This window comes from Niallia sp. FSL W8-0635, from assembly GCF_038007965.1.
Taxonomy (GTDB): Bacteria; Bacillota; Bacilli; order Bacillales; family Cytobacillaceae; genus Niallia.
The window spans coordinates 418,233-437,900 of sequence record NZ_JBBOYD010000001.1 but is presented as its reverse complement, the minus strand read 5'-3'; the positions used below and the strand labels follow the sequence as shown (position 1 = coordinate 437,900).

General features: G+C 36.7%; 18 protein-coding genes. 3 read left to right on the top strand and 15 right to left on the bottom strand.

The window, feature by feature from the left end:
• Nucleotides 1-155: 155 nt before the first annotated feature.
• From NYE52_RS02305 to dcuS, 4 genes are all read right to left on the bottom strand, one after another.
• Nucleotides 156-1,859: an NAD-dependent malic enzyme gene (locus NYE52_RS02305; protein WP_341191582.1), complete on the bottom strand. Its 1,704-nt coding sequence runs from the start codon at nucleotides 1,857-1,859 to the stop codon at nucleotides 156-158.
• 233 nt (nucleotides 1,860-2,092) lie between these two features.
• The gene (locus tag NYE52_RS02300) at nucleotides 2,093-3,061 is read right to left on the bottom strand and encodes a 2-keto-3-deoxygluconate permease (RefSeq protein ID WP_341191581.1); all 969 of its coding nucleotides are present in this window, start codon (nucleotides 3,059-3,061) and stop codon (nucleotides 2,093-2,095) included.
• A gap of 186 nt (nucleotides 3,062-3,247) precedes the next feature.
• The gene (locus NYE52_RS02295; protein WP_341191580.1) at nucleotides 3,248-3,955 is read right to left on the bottom strand and encodes a response regulator; all 708 of its coding nucleotides are present in this window, start codon (nucleotides 3,953-3,955) and stop codon (nucleotides 3,248-3,250) included.
• Complete coding sequence (gene dcuS, locus NYE52_RS02290) at nucleotides 3,948-5,552, bottom strand: DcuS/MalK family sensor histidine kinase (protein ID WP_341191579.1); 1,605 nt, start codon at nucleotides 5,550-5,552, stop codon at nucleotides 3,948-3,950. Before dcuS ends, NYE52_RS02295 begins: the two co-directional genes overlap by 8 nt.
• A gap of 498 nt (nucleotides 5,553-6,050) precedes the next feature.
• Between dcuS and NYE52_RS02285 the strand changes: the two genes are divergently transcribed.
• Complete coding sequence (locus tag NYE52_RS02285) at nucleotides 6,051-7,322, top strand: FAD-binding protein (protein WP_341191578.1); 1,272 nt, start codon at nucleotides 6,051-6,053, stop codon at nucleotides 7,320-7,322.
• Between the two features lie 380 nt (nucleotides 7,323-7,702).
• On the opposite strand, the gene NYE52_RS02280 is transcribed toward NYE52_RS02285, so the two are convergent.
• From NYE52_RS02280 to groES, 10 genes are all read right to left on the bottom strand, one after another.
• Nucleotides 7,703-8,719 (bottom strand): oxidoreductase, encoded by a 1,017-nt coding sequence (locus NYE52_RS02280; protein ID WP_341191577.1) that lies wholly within the window; start codon nucleotides 8,717-8,719, stop codon nucleotides 7,703-7,705.
• Between the two features lie 176 nt (nucleotides 8,720-8,895).
• Complete coding sequence (locus NYE52_RS02275) at nucleotides 8,896-9,807, bottom strand: PTS system mannose/fructose/sorbose family transporter subunit IID (protein ID WP_341191576.1); 912 nt, start codon at nucleotides 9,805-9,807, stop codon at nucleotides 8,896-8,898.
• 17 nt (nucleotides 9,808-9,824) lie between these two features.
• Nucleotides 9,825-10,631 carry a PTS mannose/fructose/sorbose transporter subunit IIC gene (locus tag NYE52_RS02270; protein ID WP_396954466.1) on the bottom strand — a complete coding sequence of 269 codons (807 nt, stop codon included), beginning with the start codon at nucleotides 10,629-10,631 and terminating at the stop codon, nucleotides 9,825-9,827.
• A 33-nt stretch (nucleotides 10,632-10,664) separates the two neighbouring features.
• On the bottom strand, nucleotides 10,665-11,636 hold the full coding sequence (locus tag NYE52_RS02265; RefSeq protein ID WP_341191575.1) for a mannose/fructose/sorbose PTS transporter subunit IIA: 972 nt from the start codon (nucleotides 11,634-11,636) through the stop codon (nucleotides 10,665-10,667).
• A gap of 526 nt (nucleotides 11,637-12,162) precedes the next feature.
• Nucleotides 12,163-12,534 carry a DUF956 family protein gene (locus NYE52_RS02260; protein WP_341191574.1) on the bottom strand — a complete coding sequence of 124 codons (372 nt, stop codon included), beginning with the start codon at nucleotides 12,532-12,534 and terminating at the stop codon, nucleotides 12,163-12,165.
• Between the two features lie 394 nt (nucleotides 12,535-12,928).
• A complete protein-coding gene (locus NYE52_RS02255; RefSeq protein WP_341191573.1) occupies nucleotides 12,929-13,900 on the bottom strand; it encodes a DUF3800 domain-containing protein in 972 nt (323 codons plus the stop codon).
• A 409-nt stretch (nucleotides 13,901-14,309) separates the two neighbouring features.
• Complete coding sequence (locus NYE52_RS02250) at nucleotides 14,310-14,669, bottom strand: hypothetical protein (protein WP_341191572.1); 360 nt, start codon at nucleotides 14,667-14,669, stop codon at nucleotides 14,310-14,312.
• Between the two features lie 10 nt (nucleotides 14,670-14,679).
• The gene (locus NYE52_RS02245; RefSeq protein ID WP_341191571.1) at nucleotides 14,680-15,186 is read right to left on the bottom strand and encodes a hypothetical protein; all 507 of its coding nucleotides are present in this window, start codon (nucleotides 15,184-15,186) and stop codon (nucleotides 14,680-14,682) included.
• A gap of 341 nt (nucleotides 15,187-15,527) precedes the next feature.
• Nucleotides 15,528-17,159 carry a chaperonin GroEL gene (gene groL, locus NYE52_RS02240; RefSeq protein WP_341191570.1) on the bottom strand — a complete coding sequence of 544 codons (1,632 nt, stop codon included), beginning with the start codon at nucleotides 17,157-17,159 and terminating at the stop codon, nucleotides 15,528-15,530.
• Nucleotides 17,160-17,230: 71 nt separating this feature from the next.
• A complete protein-coding gene (gene groES, locus NYE52_RS02235; RefSeq protein ID WP_016204035.1) occupies nucleotides 17,231-17,515 on the bottom strand; it encodes a co-chaperone GroES in 285 nt (94 codons plus the stop codon).
• Between the two features lie 358 nt (nucleotides 17,516-17,873).
• Between groES and NYE52_RS02230 the strand changes: the two genes are divergently transcribed.
• Together NYE52_RS02230 and NYE52_RS02225 are read left to right on the top strand one after the other, a co-directional pair.
• Nucleotides 17,874-18,608, top strand: a complete 735-nt coding sequence (locus tag NYE52_RS02230; RefSeq protein ID WP_341191569.1) for a CPBP family intramembrane glutamic endopeptidase — start codon at nucleotides 17,874-17,876, stop codon at nucleotides 18,606-18,608.
• Nucleotide 18,609: 1 nt separating this feature from the next.
• The gene (locus NYE52_RS02225) at nucleotides 18,610-18,831 is read left to right on the top strand and encodes a YdiK family protein (RefSeq protein ID WP_341191568.1); all 222 of its coding nucleotides are present in this window, start codon (nucleotides 18,610-18,612) and stop codon (nucleotides 18,829-18,831) included.
• A 129-nt stretch (nucleotides 18,832-18,960) separates the two neighbouring features.
• On the opposite strand, the gene NYE52_RS02220 is transcribed toward NYE52_RS02225, so the two are convergent.
• On the bottom strand, nucleotides 18,961-19,629 hold the full coding sequence (locus NYE52_RS02220) for a redox-sensing transcriptional repressor Rex (protein WP_341191567.1): 669 nt from the start codon (nucleotides 19,627-19,629) through the stop codon (nucleotides 18,961-18,963).
• Nucleotides 19,630-19,668 lie beyond the last annotated feature (39 nt).

The following is a 19,668-nucleotide window of genomic DNA, read 5'->3' as shown; positions in this document are numbered from 1 at the left end:
AAATAGGCAAAAATAGGACTAATTACTCTACTTGATTTAACAGACACAAAATAAACAATCTGACAAATTAAAAACCCCTTCCTCCTAAAATGTCGAAAGTTCGACTATTAGCTAGAAGGAACAGGCTTATTATTTACTAAGCTATTATTATATCGTTAAACATGTGCCCAAATACCGACACTTTTTATTTCCTTATACTCAGGCTGCCAAACTGCATCAATCACAGCTTTTGGAACATCTGTAAGGTTCGCTCTTGCAATCCCTTCGTATAGAGCAGCCTTTGCTACTTCAACGGCAACATAAATAGATACATCATGCAATTTCTCAATCGAAGGAAGCAAGGAAGCACCAGGCTGGTTGGCTTCGCACATCTCAGCAACAGCATTTGCTGCCGCCGCAAACATTCCTTTTGAAATAACTTGTGCTTTTGAAACAATAGCACCAAGTCCCAGACCTGGAAATACAAATGCGTTATTTGACTGCCCAATTTCATAGGTAATACCGTTATATTCTACATTAGCAAAAGGACTTCCCGTTGCAATTAATGCCTTGCCATCCGTCCATTTAATCAGGTTTTCGGGAACTGCTTCAGCAAGTATAGTAGGATTGGACATTGGCATGATAATTGGACGCTCCACATGCTTTGCCATTTCCTTCACAATTTCCTCCGTAAAGGCGCCAGCTTGGCCAGAAGTGCCAATTAGAATGGTTGGTTTCACCCTTTTCACTACCTCCAGTAATGAAATGATTCCGTCCTCATTTCTATCCCAGTCCTTTACTTCCTCCCCTTTTCTCACATAAGGCATTTGGAAATTCAGAACATCTGGTGTTTCATCTGTTAATAAGCCTCGATAGTCAATTGCCCAAAAATGATCATAAGCCTCTTCCTTTGTTAGCCCTTGATTTTCCATGGCATCAACTATTTGGTCTGCATTACCGAGACCACCAGCACCCGGTCCAAAGACAATAATACGTTGATCCTTCAGAGAAGCTCCTGTAACTTTTAACGCAGACATAACAGCAGCAAGCGTCACAGCACCTGTTCCTTGGATGTCATCATTAAAGGTAAGGATTTTATCGCCATATTTTTCCAAGATATTTCGTGCATTTACATTGCCAAGATCTTCCCAATGAAGAAGCACTTCTGGGAAAAACTTTCTTGCAGTATGAACAAATAAATCAATGAAATCGTCATAACGTTCACCGCGGACACGAGGGAATTTGTTACCAATATAGATAGGGTCTTCAATTAAAGATTGATTGTTCGTACCAACATCCAATACAACTGGCAGAACACGGCTTGGATCAATACCAGCTGCCGCTGTATATACTGCGAGTTTACCTATCGCAATATTAATACCACCTACCCCTTGATCCCCAATGCCAAGAATACTTTCTGAGTCCGTGACAACGATTAAGTCAATGTCATTTCTAGACTTGCCAAGATTATAAAATGCCTTTTCAACACCTTCAGGATGATCTATGGAAAGATACAATCCTCCTGGACGATGGTAGCTATGAGAGTATGACTGGATAGCATCACCGACTGTAGGAGTGTAGACGATTGGGAGCATTTCTGCTAGATGTTCTTTTAAAAGTCGGTAATACAGAACGACATTTCGATTATATAAATCATTAAGCAAACCGTTTTTAAAAAGATTGGTGGTCCGCATCGAATATTGCTCATAGGCTCTGTTTACTTGTTCATCAAGTGTAAGCACTTGTGGTGGCAACAGACCGTCAAGTCCAAGATCTTCTCTTTCCTCTTTCGTAAAGGCTACTCCTTTATTTAAAAAGGGATTAGAGAGAATTTCCTTTCCTTTTAATGTTGTGATAATTACATTCTCTGACACACTCATAGTGGTAGGTCCTTCTTTCTATATAAATTAAAATACTAATCTTACATTCTAAAAAAAAATAGATTTCTATTCTTCTCATATTAATACCGATTGCTATTTTCCACTAGGTTATTTAACTTAAATTCACTATTTTGTAACTAAACAATGTAGCTGGAGTGAAAGGCTTGCTTTCATCTTTATTTCATTACCAATTAACTTAGAAACTATAGAATCTCTATCCATCCCTTTCCTTATCATGCTGCTCTTGCTATAGAATTTTTAGCTTTTTTCTTTTCCAATCTTTTAAATACATAGCTAACAATAATTGGGCAGACGATTGCCGATACTACACATGCTGCTGCAACTTGGGCAGTAGCTGCTGGTGCAATGGAAGATAGAGTTGGATCTGCTGCTGCAACAACAGCTGGCGTAGCTACAGCATTTCCCGCAGTTGACCCTGTTGCTAAACCAACGATCGGATTTTCTTTAAATAATTTCAACAGCAAGTAAGCTCCAATTCCAGTGAATGCAGCTATTAAGCCTAGTAATAGGCCAGGACCTCCCGCTTCGACAATCGTTTTAAGATTCATTCCTGCACCTAATGGGAAGGAGAAGAATGGGATTAATAATAACTTACTGCTTCCAAGGAACTTTCTCATATCAGGATCAATATTTCCTAAAATCATTCCTATTACAATCGGAATTAATACGCCTACAAGTGCATGAAAAGGAATGGAAGCAAGACCTGATGCTCCTAATGCAACTAATGTAAAAAATGGACCGTCTTTTAAAGAAAATAACGCATATGCTCCTACATCAGTTTCGTCACCATATGATGAAGCAAGCGATGCGTACAAACCTCCATTAGCATTTAATAATGCTGCAAGAATGGCTAAAGGAGATAATCCCAATATTCCAGCAGGTCCAAATATCATGGCTACTGCAATACCTATACCAGCACCTACTATAAATTTTCCAGATAGTAAGATTGCCCCTTTTTTAATTGCCTTTGGAGCTAATTTAAAATTAATTTGCGAGCCAATTAAAAACATAAAACATGCCAAAATGGTTGATGATGCTTCTTTACTAAATAATGCCGTTGTAAAATGACCAATTTCTAAAAATTGCGGGAAAAATGTGTTTGTTAATACCCCTAAAAATAGTGGAACAACCATCATCCCACCTGGTATTTTATCAAGCGTCTTCTTAATGGGAATATGCATAATTAATCCTCCTAAACAAGTTTTATACTTTAGGGAAGCGTTTCTAAATATTTCGTATTACGCCATGAATCATCCCCTTATGTTTTTTACATGTTCATCATACCCCTCAGTTAAACGCTTTCAAAGTTTATGTAAGTTTAATCATTTTTTTTGTAAATAAAAAAAGTAAGCAGTATTCTTACCTGCTTACAGAAAGTTTTTTATTAAGTGTTCTTTCCATTGATTATATTCATGTTGATAAACAGGCCTTCCAATCGTTCCATAGATAACCTTCACTTCGAGTATTTCTAACTCTTTCAGGAAATTAAGATACTTTCTAGCCGATACTCTTGAAATTCCAACAACATTTGCCACATCATCAGTCGAGAAAGGTGCCTCCTTTAATTTCTGAATTGCATCCCATATTTGCCTCAAAGTATCCTTTGTTAATCCTTTTGGCAATTCCTCAACGGTTACAGTCTCTTCTCTATGTAAAAGCAAAGAATCCAGTTCTTGTTGACTAATGGACTCCCGCTTATCCGTAATCCTCGTTTTCTCAAGGTAACTAGTGAGAGCAACATGAAACCTTTCAAACTCAAAAGGCTTAATTAAATAGTCGACAACACCATGCCTTAAGGCTTTCTTAATTCGTTCTAGATCCGAGGCTGCCGAAATAATGATAACATCAATTTCCAGTTCATTTTTCCTTAGATAGGGTAACAATTCCAGCCCGAGCTTGCCTGGCATAAATATATCTAAAAGAATCAACTGGATTTTTTCTTTTTTCAATAAATTGATCGCTTCCTCTACAGAATTGGCTGTTGTAGCCAATTGGAATCCATCAATTTGCGAAAGGTACCGTTTATTAATTTCCGCTACCATCGGATCATCTTCTACAATCAGCACATTAATCATTTTTACTCACCTCTGCTTTATAAGGTATATACACGGCAAAAGTTGTCCCCTTTCCCGGCTTGGACGAAATAATGAGGTCACCTTCCAATCTCTCTATCGCCTGCGCCATAAGAAACAAACCAAACCCACGATTATTTCCTTTGGTGGAGAAGCCTTTATCGAGAATTTTATTTTGAAGGGAATTCGTCATTCCCATTCCTGTATCCTTGACTTCAATAGTCAAAATATCTTCTGCGTAATCCAATTGTAGATGTACCTTTTTGTTTACGCTATCTACAATTGCCTCAATTGCATTATCAAAGATATTCCCAATAATTGTGATTAGTTCATGAGTGATTTCTGAGTGTACAGGCTTAGGAAGTTTATTTTCACAATGAAAGGAAAGACAAACCCCAGACTCTCTGGCAAAGCTTAGCTTTCCAATCAGAAATCCAGCAAGAACAGGGTCTTGGACTTGCTTTGTAACAAAGCCAACCTCTGTTTCCCGGCGATTAACCGTTTCACTTATATAATTGGCAAGTGTATCGTATTGTTCCGTTCGAACGAGACCAAGAATAACATGGAGCTTATTCATAAATTCATGTGCTTGAGCACGGAGAGCATCGGCATAATTACGTACACCTGTTAGCTGTTCAGCCATTTGCTGGACCTCTGTTTTATCACGGAAGGTTGCAATCGCACCCACCACTTGATTTTCCACCACTACTGGTACTCGGTTTACTAAAATAGTTACTCCATGCAAGTTCTGCTCTTGGTCCAAATCCATTTCACCCGATTTTATAATGCGTGTTAACCGAGTATCTGGCAAATATCCTTCAATGTTCTTCCCAATAGCACTCTCATCAAGACCCGCTTTTTGAAAAAGCTTACTAGCTGCCTTATTAACAAGGGTGATTTTGCCCTCCTGATCAATGGCTATAATTCCCTCGCGTACAGACTGAAGCATAGAACTACGCTCTTCCAGAAGCTTAGCAATGGCAAACGGCTCGAGTCCTAAAAGAATTTTTTTGAAGTATCTAGCCAGAGCCACTGCCCCGATTACACCAATTAAAGTCCCAATCAATGTTCCCATAAAGATGCCCATCCGTCCCTTATGGACAGCCTCTGTCACACTCTTTAAAGAAATCCCTACAGCAACCGCACCGATTTGTTCTCCCCGTGCATTCTTTATAGGAGTAAACGCTCGCATAGAGTGGCCAAGCGTCCCTTTGGAAATGGAAACATACTCCTTTCCCTTCAGAACAGGACCTTCATCTCCTCCGCTAAAGTGCTTTCCCACTTTACTAGGCTCCGGATGGGATAAACGATTTCCGTTCATATCCATCACAACAACAAAGTTAACATTGGTTTGTTCTTTTATTTGATTTGCAAAAGCTTGAATTTCTGTCTGGCTAGCTTTTCCTTCGAGAACCTCTTTCACCTGTGGAGTAACAGCCATCATCCTAGCAACATCCAATGCTTTTTCTTTCTGCGTTCCTTCTACACTAGAGGTAATACCATTACTTATAATCAAATCGGTTATTCCAAGAGATAACACAACAACAATACATACAAAAATAATAATGATGGCCTGTAAACTAAATTTGCCTTTTTTCATATTTTCCTCCGTCATTTTCTAATAGTTATAGTATGTATAAGAGATTTGGCAAAAAGATAAAAGACTGCTAAGCTCAAAAAAGAGATACAAGCAGCCTTGATTATATATATCATGAAATTAGCAAAACGGCATATGCTATATTAATAAGATTATAGAAGATTAACATATCCAAAACGACAGTAAAAGTAGCGATAGGATTCGTTACCTGCATGAACTAACTCTTTCAGAAACTTTCTCTTTTTAGAAAAAGTTTTTTAAGTTTATTATAATACTAAATATAGTAGGAAGTTTTTTTGTAATTAAAAAAAGTATCTATATGAAAAGGAAGGTTCATATAGAGCTCCACGTATCCTGGTAAACGAAGATACCCTACTTAACAGATTGTCCTGTTTTGATGAACTTTTTTATCTCATCCTGCTGTCGCAGACCTTAATAATTGAAAATTCTTTCTTCTAAGGTATATAGTTAAACTAAATAATAGCAAAAGGAGTGGAACCCATGGCTTTAAAAAGAAATTGGGCAGGTAACTTTCAATATAGCACGTCTAACTGGCATGGACCAGAATCGGTTGAAGAGGTTCAACAACTAGTTTCAAGGTTAACAAAACTTCGTGTCATCGGAACGCGTCACTCGTTTAATAGTATTGCAGATTCGAATGAGAATATAGTATCCTTGCAAAAGCTTAACAAGGTCTTACACATTGACCGCGAAAATGAAAGCGCAACCGTAGAAGCTGGAATAAAGTACGGAGACCTTTGTCATGTTCTTCATCAACATGGCTATGCCTTACATAATCTTGCTTCCCTTCCCCATATTTCGGTTGCTGGAGCCTGTGCAACAGCAACACACGGTTCCGGTAATCACAACCAAAATTTAGCTACAGCGGTGCGCTCTATAGAGGTTGTTACTGCTGATGGTAGTATTGTAAACTTTTCAAGAGAAAAATCAGAAGAGGAATTACATGGCGCTGTTGTGGGACTAGGCGGGATTGGTGTTGTCACAAAACTAACACTAGATATACAGCCAACTCATCAAATGAGACAAGATGTATATGAAAATCTTCCGCTAGCACAGCTAGCACACGATTTTGACGCCATTTATTCTAGTGCCTATAGTGTCAGCCTGTTTACGGATTGGCAGAACGAAACATTTAATCAGGTATGGTTGAAGAGCAAACTAACAGATGGTCAGGCTTTTTCATTAGGACAGGAGTTCTATGGGGCAAAAGCTGCCAAAGAAAATCTCCATCCCGTACCAGGAGTCGGCGCAGAGAATTGTACAGCCCAGCTTGGTGTGCCAGGGGACTGGCTTGACCGCATGCCACACTTCCGAATGGACTTCATGCCAAGTAAAGGACAAGAGCTGCAAAGTGAATATATAATGGCTCGAGAGCATGCCTACGAAGCACTTTGTGCAATAAGCGAAATCCGCGAACAAATCGCACCACATTTATTTATATCCGAAGTAAGGACAATTGCCCAAGACGAACTTTGGTTAAGTCCATCCTATAAGCAAGATTCCGTTGCCTTTCACTTTACATGGCAGGATAAATGGGAAGAAGTTCAAAAGGTGCTGCCACTAATCGAAGCCCAGCTTGAACCTTTCCAAGCAAAGCCACATTGGGGAAAACTATTTACAACCTCTCCAGCAAAAATACAATCACTGTATGAAAAAATGCCTGACTTTCAGCAACTGCTATTGAAGTATGACCCAAATGGGAAGTTTCGGAATGAATTTTTGAGTAGATATGTATTTGGTGTAGGGGAGTGAATTTGTTTGTAAACTGGATTGAGATTGGTGGATGCAGGTAGAATGAATGGGTAAACATAATGTCCCCTGTTAGTTGAAATCTGTCCTAAAAACAATGGGAGCTTAAATGATAGCTTCCATTGCTTTTAGGACAAATAAATAAGATACCTTGAAATATATCTCTTTTATCTCTAAATCCCAATGATACCTTGAAATATATCTCTTTTATCTCTAAATCCCAATAATAATCGGAAGAATCCTCGGCTTTCTCTTCGTTTAATTAAATAGATACTGTCCAACTGATTTTTATATCTTTTGCTTCATCATATTCAGCTTATTGGATCTATTTTCAACAACCCACTACTGAAGTCACGAGGGTTCTCGGCTAAAGCCTAAATTTTTCACTTTAAGTTCTTAACACCTGTTTCTAATATTTCCATTTGTAAAAGAATCTGGTCATCCGTTATCGTCTTCTCTTCCCCATTGATGATTGCTTTATATAAATCATCATATACTCTTCCATAATCGCCATTTACGGATTTCACTGATTCTTCATGGATTGTTCCCTCTTCATCCATATATGTTAGTACTCCATAGTGTTTTATAGTATCCACACCAAAATCTTTGTTAGCAGGCATGTAAAATAACTTTAAATGCTCCTCTTGACGATCCTTTGTTTCTTTTATAAAGCATCCCTTTTTCCCATGAACAACAAAGCTAGGTCTTTCTTTCAATCTAAAATAACTAGATTTCACAGAAACCTTTAACTTTCCATAATACAAGTCTAAATCAAAGTAGTCATTCATTCTTCCTTGTCCTAATAATTGTCTTACATCATAATGAATTTGATCTGGCTTGCCAAAATAACTGATAACCTGATCAAGTGTATGACAGCCATGTCCATATAAAAATGACTCTGCTGGATTATAAGACTGGGAAGATTCTGGTACTTCGGGACGATAATAATCATAATGCATTTCCACTTCCAGCAAGTCCCCTAGTTTTCCCTCTTCGATCACTTTTTGAACGGTTAGAAAATCACTATCAAAGCGTCTGTTTTGATAGGCCTGTACAATTAAACCTTTCTCTCTTGCCATTGCAAATATTTCTTTTGCCTGTTCGGAAGTTTCCATAAAAGGCTTTTCAACTAAACAGTGCTTATTATGTTCTAGCGCTAATTTTGTGTATTCATAATGACTGTCATGTCTTGTGCAGATAACAACAAGTTGAATGTCCTTGTCATTTAATAGTTCATCTAAATCCGATGTATAATTTACTCCTGCAATTCGATCCCAACTCTCATTCTTAGGATTTCTTTGATAAATGGTTTTTACCTTTATATTCTCTCTTTGCAGTACAAACGGAAGATGGTATCTATTCGTGCTTTTTCCATTTCCAATATAACCAATTGTAAGCATGTGGGTCCCCCTAAATATTTATTTAGTATTTATTCTTATTAAACCTGTTTTTCTAGCACCTTGTCATCTAAAAAGCACCTCCTAAAAACAATAGGTTAACCCTATATTAGGAGGTGCTTCTCGATTTTGCATGAATTATTTAAAGGAAAAGCGCAGCGATGATAACACCTTTATCCTTACATTAAGTGAAGTAAATGGAATACAATACCTACTGCAAATAATCCAAGAATCATAACAATCGGAGAAACTTTCTTCTTAAGTAACCACATGCAAAGAAGTGTTAATAACAATCCTGCTAAACCAGGAATTAAGCTATCTAAATTGCTTTGTAAAGTTGTTACTTTAACTGGATCTAATGAAAGCCCGGCGGCCTGCTGTTCCAAGGCCATTTTCATTCCTTCCGCTCCATCAGGTAGCTTATCCCAATCGATAAAGGCACCGTCGTCCAGCTCAACCGAGGAGACGACAGGCGTAAATTTAACCGATACCCACCGATTTACTAGCGCACCAAGGATAAACATCCCCAGAATGGAAGCACCCTTTGTAATGTTTTGTAGTAATCCACCAGATAAATCATCTGTAATCTTAGAACCAGCTTTGTAACCAACCTCTTGTGTATACCAAGTGAAGCCCATTCGAATAAGGTTCCATGCAAAGAAGTAAATAATTGGACCAAGGATATTACCAGTCAAAGCAAGAGAAGCTGCTAATGCACCAAGGATTGGTTTAACCGTGAACCAGAAAACAGGATCACCAATACCAGCTAATGGTCCCATCATTCCAACTTTAACCCCTTGGATTGCTTTATCATCAACCGGCGCACCATTTGCACGTTCTTCCTCAAGTGCTAAAGTTACACCAAGAATTGGTGAAGCTACATAAGGATGTGTGTTAAAGAATTCTAAGTGACGTTTTAGTGCTTCAGCACGGTCTTCTTTCGTTTTATATAATCTTTTAATGGCAGGAATCATAGAGAATGCCCAACCACCGTTTTGCATACGTTCATAGTTCCAAGAGCCTTGGATAAAAGTAGAACGCCACCAAACTGAAATACGATCTCTTTTTGATAATTTGAATGTTTTTTCCATTTTTTGTCCCCTCCTTCTTAGTAATTATCGATAATATCGCCTAACGGGTCACCAGTGTTTCCATTTCCGCCATTACCAGAACCGCCTTTGTTAGAAAGAGCTATATAGATAAGGGCAAGAGCAACACCGATAGCACCAAGACCAATAAGTGTGATTTGTGAAACAGTTGCTAATACAAAACCAATTGCAAAGAACGGCCATACTTCTTTTGTAGCCATCATGTTAATAACCATTGCATAACCAACTGCTACTACCATTCCTCCACCGATTGCTAAACCGTTTGTTAACCAAGCTGGCATAGCAGTAAGTAAGTCGCTCACCGGACCTGCACCAATCGCAATAATTAATGCAGCTGGAATCGCAATACGTAAACCTTGCAAGCAGATCGCGACAATATGCCATAACTCCACTTTTCTGATGTTTCCTTCTTTTGCAGCAGCATCCATTAAATGCGCTAATCCTGTAGCAATTGTACGAACGATGATTGTTAATAATAAACCTGCAACTGCAAGTGGAACAGCAATCGCAATAGCAGAAGATACCCCTGCATCCCCTTGACCACTTAAGACTAAAATAATAGCAGATGCAACAGATGCTAACGCAGCATCAGGAGCAACAGCCGCTCCAATGTTTGCCCAACCTAGAGCAATCATTTGAAGGGTACCACCTAAGATTAAACATGGAACCAATTCTCCTGTAACTAAACCGATTAACGTACAGGCAATGATTGGTTGATGAAAGTGAAATTCATCTAGGATTCCTTCCACACCAGCTAAAAATGCGACAATAATGACTAATAATATTTGAATCATATTCAAATCCATGCTGTTAAGCCTCCTTTTTCTTTGATAATAGGATTATTTTCGTTTGGCCAGCTCTTCTTGAGCTCTCTTAATAATTTCATCCATGTTACCTTTTGAATCGTTTGGAACTTTACGTACGTCGAAGCTTAAACCAGCTTCTTTTAACTTAGCAAATGCATTAATATCGTCTTGGTTAAAAGCCAATACCTTATTTGGTTGAACTTTACCTAGTGAGTGTGCCATCGAACCTACGTTGATTGTCTTCAATGGAACACCACCCTCAACTGCTCTAAGTGCATCTTGTGGGTTTTCAAATAGAAGCAATGCGCGCTGACCGCCAAAGTGTTGATCATCTTTCGCAAGCTCGATCATTTTTTTCACAGGAACAACGTGCGCTTTCACCCCTGGAGGAGCAGCTTGTTGGATCAATTTCTTTCGAAGTTCATCCTTTGCTACTTCATCCGATACAACGATAATACGAGTAGGCTGTGTTGTCTTTGTCCAAGCCGTTGCTACTTGTCCGTGAAGTAAACGGGAATCGATACGTGCTAATACATATTCAAATTTCCCAGGAGCCCCTGCATTTACTGATTTAGCAGCAGTTGGAGCAGATGCCGTTACTGGCTCTAGATTTTCAGGGCTTACTTTAATCCCTTCTCTAGCTGTATCCAAAATATGTGCGGCAATTTCATGCGCTGTGTTCATGGAGAAGCGTGATGCAAAAGCTTCAATCAGCATTGGTAAATTCAAGCCTGCAACGATTGCCCATTTGTCTTTATGTTCTTCAATTAAGCCGGTCGCTTGATTGAAAGGGGTTCCACCCCAAAGATCGACTAAGAATAATACTTCGTCTTGATTGTCGAAAGTGGAAATTGCTTCTTTCATTTTGGCCTTTACATTATCCGGTCCTTCACTTGGCATCAATGTAACAGCTTTTACATTTTCTTGCTCTCCAAAGATCATCGTTCCAGATTGCAAGATACCACTAGCAAATTCACCGTGACTAGCAATGATGATTCCTACCATCTTTTTACCTCCTATTATTATTTTTGCAGCTAAGTAAACATTCATAATCTACTACAGTGTGTTTTCAGCTGCATTTTCCAGCTCATTAAAAGCGATTACATAAAACGGTTACAAAACCCATAAAAAACAAAAAAGGCATGAGGAAAAAGCTGATCCAAAGATAAAAATGGGTATAGAATGCCCCTTATTCTACCTTTAATCATACTTTTCACTCATGCCTGATCGAATCAGTAACACGTAAAAAATAAAGACGATATCTATTTAAATTTATTTTGTAAACGCTTTAAACGAAGTGTTTCAATAGTTAGTTTTGCTTTAATGAGCTTCTACCAGAGATTATAGCACAATGCATATACGCTTTCAACAAATAAATTACTATTAATTTTTCTGCCTTCGTCCCTATCAGAACTAGAGATATGCCTTCCATTCCATCATGGAGATGATGGAAAATCCGAATGACAAGAGACCCAATCCTCAGCTCTTTTCTTATCAACCTACTCTTCTACGATTCTTCTTTTAAAGGCTATTATTTTTTAGACTTTATCTTCAAGCCACGTTTGATTACATCAAAGAAGCTTAATGATTGAACCATATGCTTCGGATCCACATATTCACGGATTGCCCGCAAAACTTTTTTCGGCTCTTTAGAAGAAAAGGTATATGTGCCATTTTTCTTCGTTTGGATAGAATAACGCGGAATCCATTTCCCCTTGAACATAATGGAAGCAATCACGTAGTCCACTTCCTCCCAAGGAATTTGAATAAACTTTCGAGCATCACGACTATTAAAAAATTCAAACCCTTTGTCTCCAATCATAATCTTCCCATATTCTGAAATTCCCGTATGTGAAGTTGCATTAATAACTAAATCGACTTTTGTATTGATTGATTGGACCATTTGTTTAAACTCCATTTCTATCTTTTAATACAATAATTATACGTGTTTTTTTGCTATAAGCAAATACTCTGGGGAAATTCACAATATTTTCGAAATGATGAAAGATTGATTTGGTTGTCTATTCATCGATGCTACGCTCTAGATTTCTGAAGTATATTTATGATTCTCTAAGTCAATAAAAACCAGCTTCTCTTCTTTTAACAAAGCAAAAAAGCCTCTCAAAAAGTCGAGTGAATTTTTAAGAGGCTTTCATTATTTAAGGAAAATTGAGAGGGCAGATTACATCATGCCGACCGTAAGCTCTGAGAGTGTAACATCTTTAACAGGAATTTACTGTTTTTTATGGGATTGCATTAGCAAAATGTTAGCATTTTTTAATTTTCCGCTTTTAAAACTAAAATATTTTATAATAGTTTTGCATTATAAATGAATTTCTCCCTTTCCCATTAAGCTGGTCAAGATATCCGAGTAGCATTCTTAATTGATTATTTGTGTAGTCCATTTTTAATCTTATATCCTTAGTAGAACCAATGGAATTTTTTATGTTCAATATTTTTGTCATTTCATTGACATCAAACTGTGTTTTAAATGCCATAAATTGAGACAAATAATCTGAAATATTAACTTCATGAATAATATCTTTTTGTCCATCCCATTTAAAAATATTGATTTGTTTCTCAAACAAATCAATATTTTGGCCTTCAATTAAAAAGCGGTAAATAAGATCACTTTTAATTATTGGTTTATCGTCATCAATGTTCAGGTAAGACTTCTCCATTAAAAACACAACAATCCCCATAATTAAATCTACAATTTGAAGAGGAATTGATCTATGAGAATCCTTATACCAAGCCTTATTAACATAATATTTCATTCCTCGATATATTGCGTGTGCATTCATTTGCTGTTTGAGCTTTGAATACACTCTCATCTTTCCATACTCTGGACTGTGATCAGCAATAATTTCAACAGTTGTATAATCATCTGACAGACCCCTAGTTAGACCGTAAAATAGCCTTTCTGGAATCTTAACATAAAACAAGTTACGTAATTCTGTAATTGAAATATCCGCAGTCCTAGCGAAATTCATTGCAATATCATTATCCACAACAAAAATGTTAATTTGAAAATTTGTTTTTATAAAATGCTGTAAACAATATAGATATGGGGCAATATTCTTGTCATTTTTATATTCAGTAAAGTGAAATTCACTCTTCTTAGCAGTCATTCTTAAAATTTTGCTTATATCAACTACTAGACTATCACACTTAGTTTGGTCGGCTCCATATGCACCGTAATAAGAATATTTTTTTGTGGTATCTAATTTATTTGACTCACAAAAAAAATAGAGTACTTCAAAAAACATCACCTTCTTGACTATAAATGAATATTTGTTTATAATTTATACAAATTAAATCATGTATTACTTCCAGTCACCGTTTTGATAGGGAGTTATTTTAAGAAGGACCACCCAGTCACCGTTTTGACAGGCGTGGTCTTTTACTTTTTTTATAAGACTGGTAACTACAGATTCCTTTAACATAACTTAAAAAAGTTTAATTTCTAAATTTGTTTATTTCGTTTTCAAATAATTCTCTCATTCCTCCATCATCTAGAATTGCCTCATCCCAATGTTTGCCGAACATAAAATCAAGCTGCTCTACTAAAAAATTAAATTCAAGCCATCTATCTTCTAGTATTAAAATAAATATATAAGCAATTCTATTAACCATATGTATTCAGTTTTTTCATATCTTCATCTGTGATATTCTTTTTTACATCGGCATGCATATCCTAATTGGGCCATTCCAAAAAGCAAAATGGACAACCGCTTTAGATATTTTGGTAATATTTTCATTGGGAATCATCACCTCTTTTATATCTGCATTCAATTCCATGAAAATATCTGACTGATCATATAAGAATTTTTTTATGTGAGAGTTGCGAATCGTAATTCCATTCTTCCTTCTTAGATAATTGACTTTTGAACTTTTCACTCCAAATAAAGAGGCAATCATATTATCTGATATTGATTCTTCTATAAATAATATTTCTAAATTCTTTGGTGACAGTTCTTTTATGTTAAGTGTTTCATCATTTTGTTTCCGCTTTAAAAAATTTTCATATAATGTCATCTTTATCCCCTTAAAGTTCATCCAATTTTCCCATGGCTTTATTTCTATGCGATTCTTTAAATTTTTTAATCTCATCTTTATGAATTTCTTTACTTTTAGATATTGAATTTTCAATTACTCTTGGTGAATTTATCAGTAAAAAAGGATATTTTCTATCGATATAGATTTTAATAGCTTGAATTTCCTCTTCCGTTGGTATGCAGGGGGCTATTGGAATTGGTAGTGATTTCGATTCAATCGTGTTATGAATGTCAGAAAAAGCATATTCTAATTTAATCTGGAAGTATTTTGTTGAAGTAGCTTGAATATCATAAATCCCATCTTGATTAAAAGTAACCTTATCAAAATGTATTTTACCGATTTTAAACGGCTTTCTATTTTCTGTTTCATAAATCATTTCCATCATAAGTACTGTTTCCCCAGATAATTCTGTTTTTATCATTTTACTATTTTTTATTTTACTAACAGGAATCTCAACAACTTTACCTTTTGAAACACATAAATATTTTATACGCATTTTAAACTCCCACTCCACATTTGAATTCTATTACTTGAGTAATTAAGTTTTACTAATCTCTAGAGTTTAGCAATTCTAGATAATTACTCCTCCCTCACTGTTCTCACTCCAAAAAGAACACTTGTTCCTATTTTATCATGTTTTATTTCACGATACTAGTTATAGAAAGATTACAATATACTTTTTTTACAAAGAACACTAAAAAATAAAAAAGAGGCTTCTCAAAAGTTTACTTAAACTTTTGAGAAGCCTCTTTTGTTTAACCTCAATATTATCAAAATGTTAACATCCCACTCTTATCTTACATAAAACCCTTTTATATCAAGGGGTGAAGCGGCTTATTACATCATGCCGCCCATTCCACCCATGCCGCTCATATCAGGCATTGCAGCGCTACCTGCTGGTTCTGGCTTGTCAGCAACTACAGCTTCTGTAGTTAAGAACATTGCAGCAACACTTCCTGCGTTTTGTAATGCAGAACGAGTAACTTTAGTTGGGTCAACGATACCAGCTTCGATCATGTTTACCCACTCGCCGTTAGCAGCGTTGAAACCTGTTCCTACTGGTTCGTTTTTCAATTTCTCAACGATTACAGATCCTTCTAGGCCTGCGTTGAATGCGATTTGACGAACTGGCTCTTCGATTGCACGTAGAACGATGTTTATACCAGTTGCTTCGTCGCCTTCTGCTTGGATAGCAGCTACTTTATTGTATACGTTTAGAAGTGCTGTACCACCACCTGCTACGATACCTTCTTCTACAGCAGCACGAGTAGAGTTTAGAGCGTCTTCGATACGTAATTTACGTTCTTTTAATTCTGTTTCTGTTGCAGCACCAACTTTAACCACTGCTACACCACCAGCAAGTTTTGCAAGGCGCTCTTGTAGTTTTTCACGGTCAAATTCAGAAGTAGTTTCTTCTAATTGAACACGAAGTTGGTTTACGCGTGCTTGGATATCATCAGATGAACCTGCACCTTCAACAATTGTAGTAGTTTCTTTTGTGATTACTACTTTTGCAGCGCGTCCTAAAGATTCAATAGATGTTGTTTTAAGCTCTAAGCCAAGATCTTCTGTGATTACTTGACCGCCAGTTAAAACAGCGATATCTTCTAGCATTGCTTTACGACGATCACCAAAGCCAGGAGCTTTAACAGCTACTGCAGTGAATGTACCGCGAAGTTTGTTTAATACTAATGTAGCATTTGCTTCGCCTTCTACGTCTTCTGCAACGATTAATAATGGTTTACCTTGTTGAACAACTTGTTCTAACACAGGTAGGATTTCTTGGATGTTAGAAATCTTTTTATCTGTAATTAAGATATATGGATTTTCAAGAACAGCTTCCATTTTATCTGAATCAGTTACCATGTAAGGTGATACGTATCCACGGTCGAATTGCATACCTTCTACTACGTCTAATTCAGTTGTGAAGCCTTTTGATTCTTCGATTGTGATAACACCGTCGTTACCAACACGTTCCATTGCTTCAGCAATTAATTGACCTACTTCTTCATCAGCAGAAGAAATAGCAGCAACTTGTGCAATAGAAGCTTTGCCTTCGATTGGTTTCGAAATAGCTTGTAACTCTTCAATTGCAGTAGCAATCGCTTTGTCCATCCCTTTACGGATGCCCATTGGATTAGCTCCAGCTGTAACGTTTTTAAGTCCTTCACGAATCATTGCTTGAGCTAGAACTGTTGCTGTTGTTGTACCGTCCCCAGCAACATCATTAGTTTTGCTTGCTACTTCCGCAACAAGTTTTGCACCCATGTTTTCAAATGCATCTTCTAATTCGATTTCTTTTGCGATTGTTACACCATCATTTGTGATAAGTGGTGAACCATATTTTTTCTCAAGAACCACGTTGCGTCCTTTTGGTCCAAGTGTTACTTTTACAGCATCTGCTAGAGCATCTACCCCACGCAGCATAGCACGGCGAGCTTCTTCACTAAATTTAATATCTTTAGCCATTTTGAAAAACCTCCTCAAGTATTGTTATCTCATGTATTTTTTATTACGTAATCTCTTATGTTAAAATAGAATTAGCCAACGATAGCTAAAATGTCGCTTTCCCGAAGAATTAAGTACTCTTTCCCTTCGTATTTCACTTCAGTACCAGAGTATTTTGAGAAGATAATGCGGTCATCGACAGATACCTCAAGCGCAACACGCTCTCCGTTATCTAGTACGCGACCAGTTCCTACAGCTACTACTTTGCCTTCTTGAGGCTTTTCTTTAGCAGAGTCTGGTAATACGATACCACTTGCAGTTTTTTCTTCTGTTTCAACAAGCTCAATAATAATGCGATCTCCTAATGGCTTTAACAAGTGAAACAACCTCCTCAAATTATATACATTTTATTTTCTTATTAGCACTCAATCACTATGAGTGCTAACACAATTATTATATTAATTAATCTTTTCTCATAATGCAAGAGACAAGACTTATTTTTTCGTAAATTTTTTTCTAGTTTCTAATGCCATTAGAAAGTATATACGTTAAAGCTACAAATATTCACTCTTTCTATTATTTTAGTTGTTACTATTTGAAACAAAGCACCGCTTATTAGTAGAATAGAAAGTATGATTGTCTCTTTACTCAAATATAATAAGTACAGATTAACCTAGATATATTCCTTTTACACAAAGTTTTTAAACCTATCAATTATTTAAAGGAGCATTTATTTTGAAAAAAGAATATTGGATTATCTTAATAACTTACATCGCCATGCAGCTCTCCACTTTTGTTGGAGTTCCAGTCATTCTTTTTATCGCTGGTTTGCTTGGATACAATCCAGCTTCTAAAGCGATTCAATTCCAATCTGGCGTTATTTGGCTAATATTTAGTTTTATCATTGCCTTAATCATCTGTCTCGTTTTATTAAGAAGAGAAATGAGAAATCCCATGCGTGCAGATGCGATGAGCCTGCCTTCTTCTATTGGTTGGGCAATTGGCGGGGTGTTTCTCTCTTTATTTGCCCAAAGTTTTGCCGGAATCATTGAGCAGTTAATAGGTATTAAACCAGGGTCAGAAAACACAGAACAAATCATGCGTTTAATTGATGCCGCACCTTTTGTCATTATAGTAGTAAGTATTATTGGACCGATATTAGAGGAACTTGTTTTCCGCAAAATCATTTTCGGTTCCCTTTATAAGCGATTCGGATTTTTTATCTCTGCACTAGTTAGTTCCCTTATCTTTGCAGTTGCTCATATGGATTTTGTCCATATCCTACTATACGCAAGCATGGGCTTTACCTTTGCCTTTTTATATGTAAAAACGAAAAGAATCCTTGTGCCAATCTTCGCCCATGTCGCAATGAATACACTCGTAGTGATTATGCAATTAAACTATGACAGAATTATCGAATGGCAGGAAAAGTACTCGGGCGTAACACAATTTATTGGAGGATTTTTATAAAATGAGAAGATCACCGTTATTTTCAGGAGTTCTATATATTATTTTTGGAGCTCTCTTTACGTATTTTGCAATTCACGATTTACAAAGAAACCAAGACTGGGGATTCTATACGTATTTATTAGTCATCCTGGCAACCTTTGATATCGGATCAGGAATAAAGTTAATCAACTTTCATTTTTTCTTGAAAAAAAATCAAACCACTGGAAAAAAGCCGAAACAATAATCGCAAGGTTTTGTGTAATTTAATAAGAAAACTAAATTGCCTAAAAACGGGCGGCCTTTAACTTTTACTAAAAAAATGCGTGTATAAGAATGTAGTTAACATCTACACCCTTATACACGCATTTCCTTTTTATTCTTCTGTTTCCTCTGCCTCTACATCCGGCGTAGGATAATGCTTTAAGAAATAAACAAGCGATTGCAGCTCTACAGCTAGGTCAATATGATGAACTCTCACATTTGCTGGCACATTTAATCGTGCTGGTGTGAAATTCAATATCCCTTTGATCTTGCTCTCTACTAAACGATCCGTAATAATCTGTGCTGCATTTGCCGGTACCGTTAGTATAGCTACCTCAACACCATTTTCTTGCAGCACCTTCTCTAAGTCATCCATATGATGAATCGGCACATCGTTCACTAAAGTGCCAATCTTTTCTTCTATAACATCGAATCCTACTTCAATTTTTGTGTTATTATTTTTTAAGAAGTTATATTTCAAAAAGGCAACCCCTAGATTACCAACACCAATTAAAGCTACCTTCGTCAGTTCATCTTGATCTAATGTTTTACGGAAAAACGACAATAAATAGTTTACATTGTATCCATATCCTTTTTTTCCGAGCGCACCAAAATAAGAGAAGTCTCTTCTTATTGTTGCAGAATCTACCTTCACCGCTTCACTTAATTCAGCAGAAGACACTCTTTGCTTTCCTGATGAATGTAAGTTTTTCAAAAAACGATAGTATAATGGTAACCGCTTTGCTGTTGCCTGCGGTATTTTCATTACCTCATTATGCATACTTATCCCCTACCTATATTTAAAAATTTGCAGTTATTT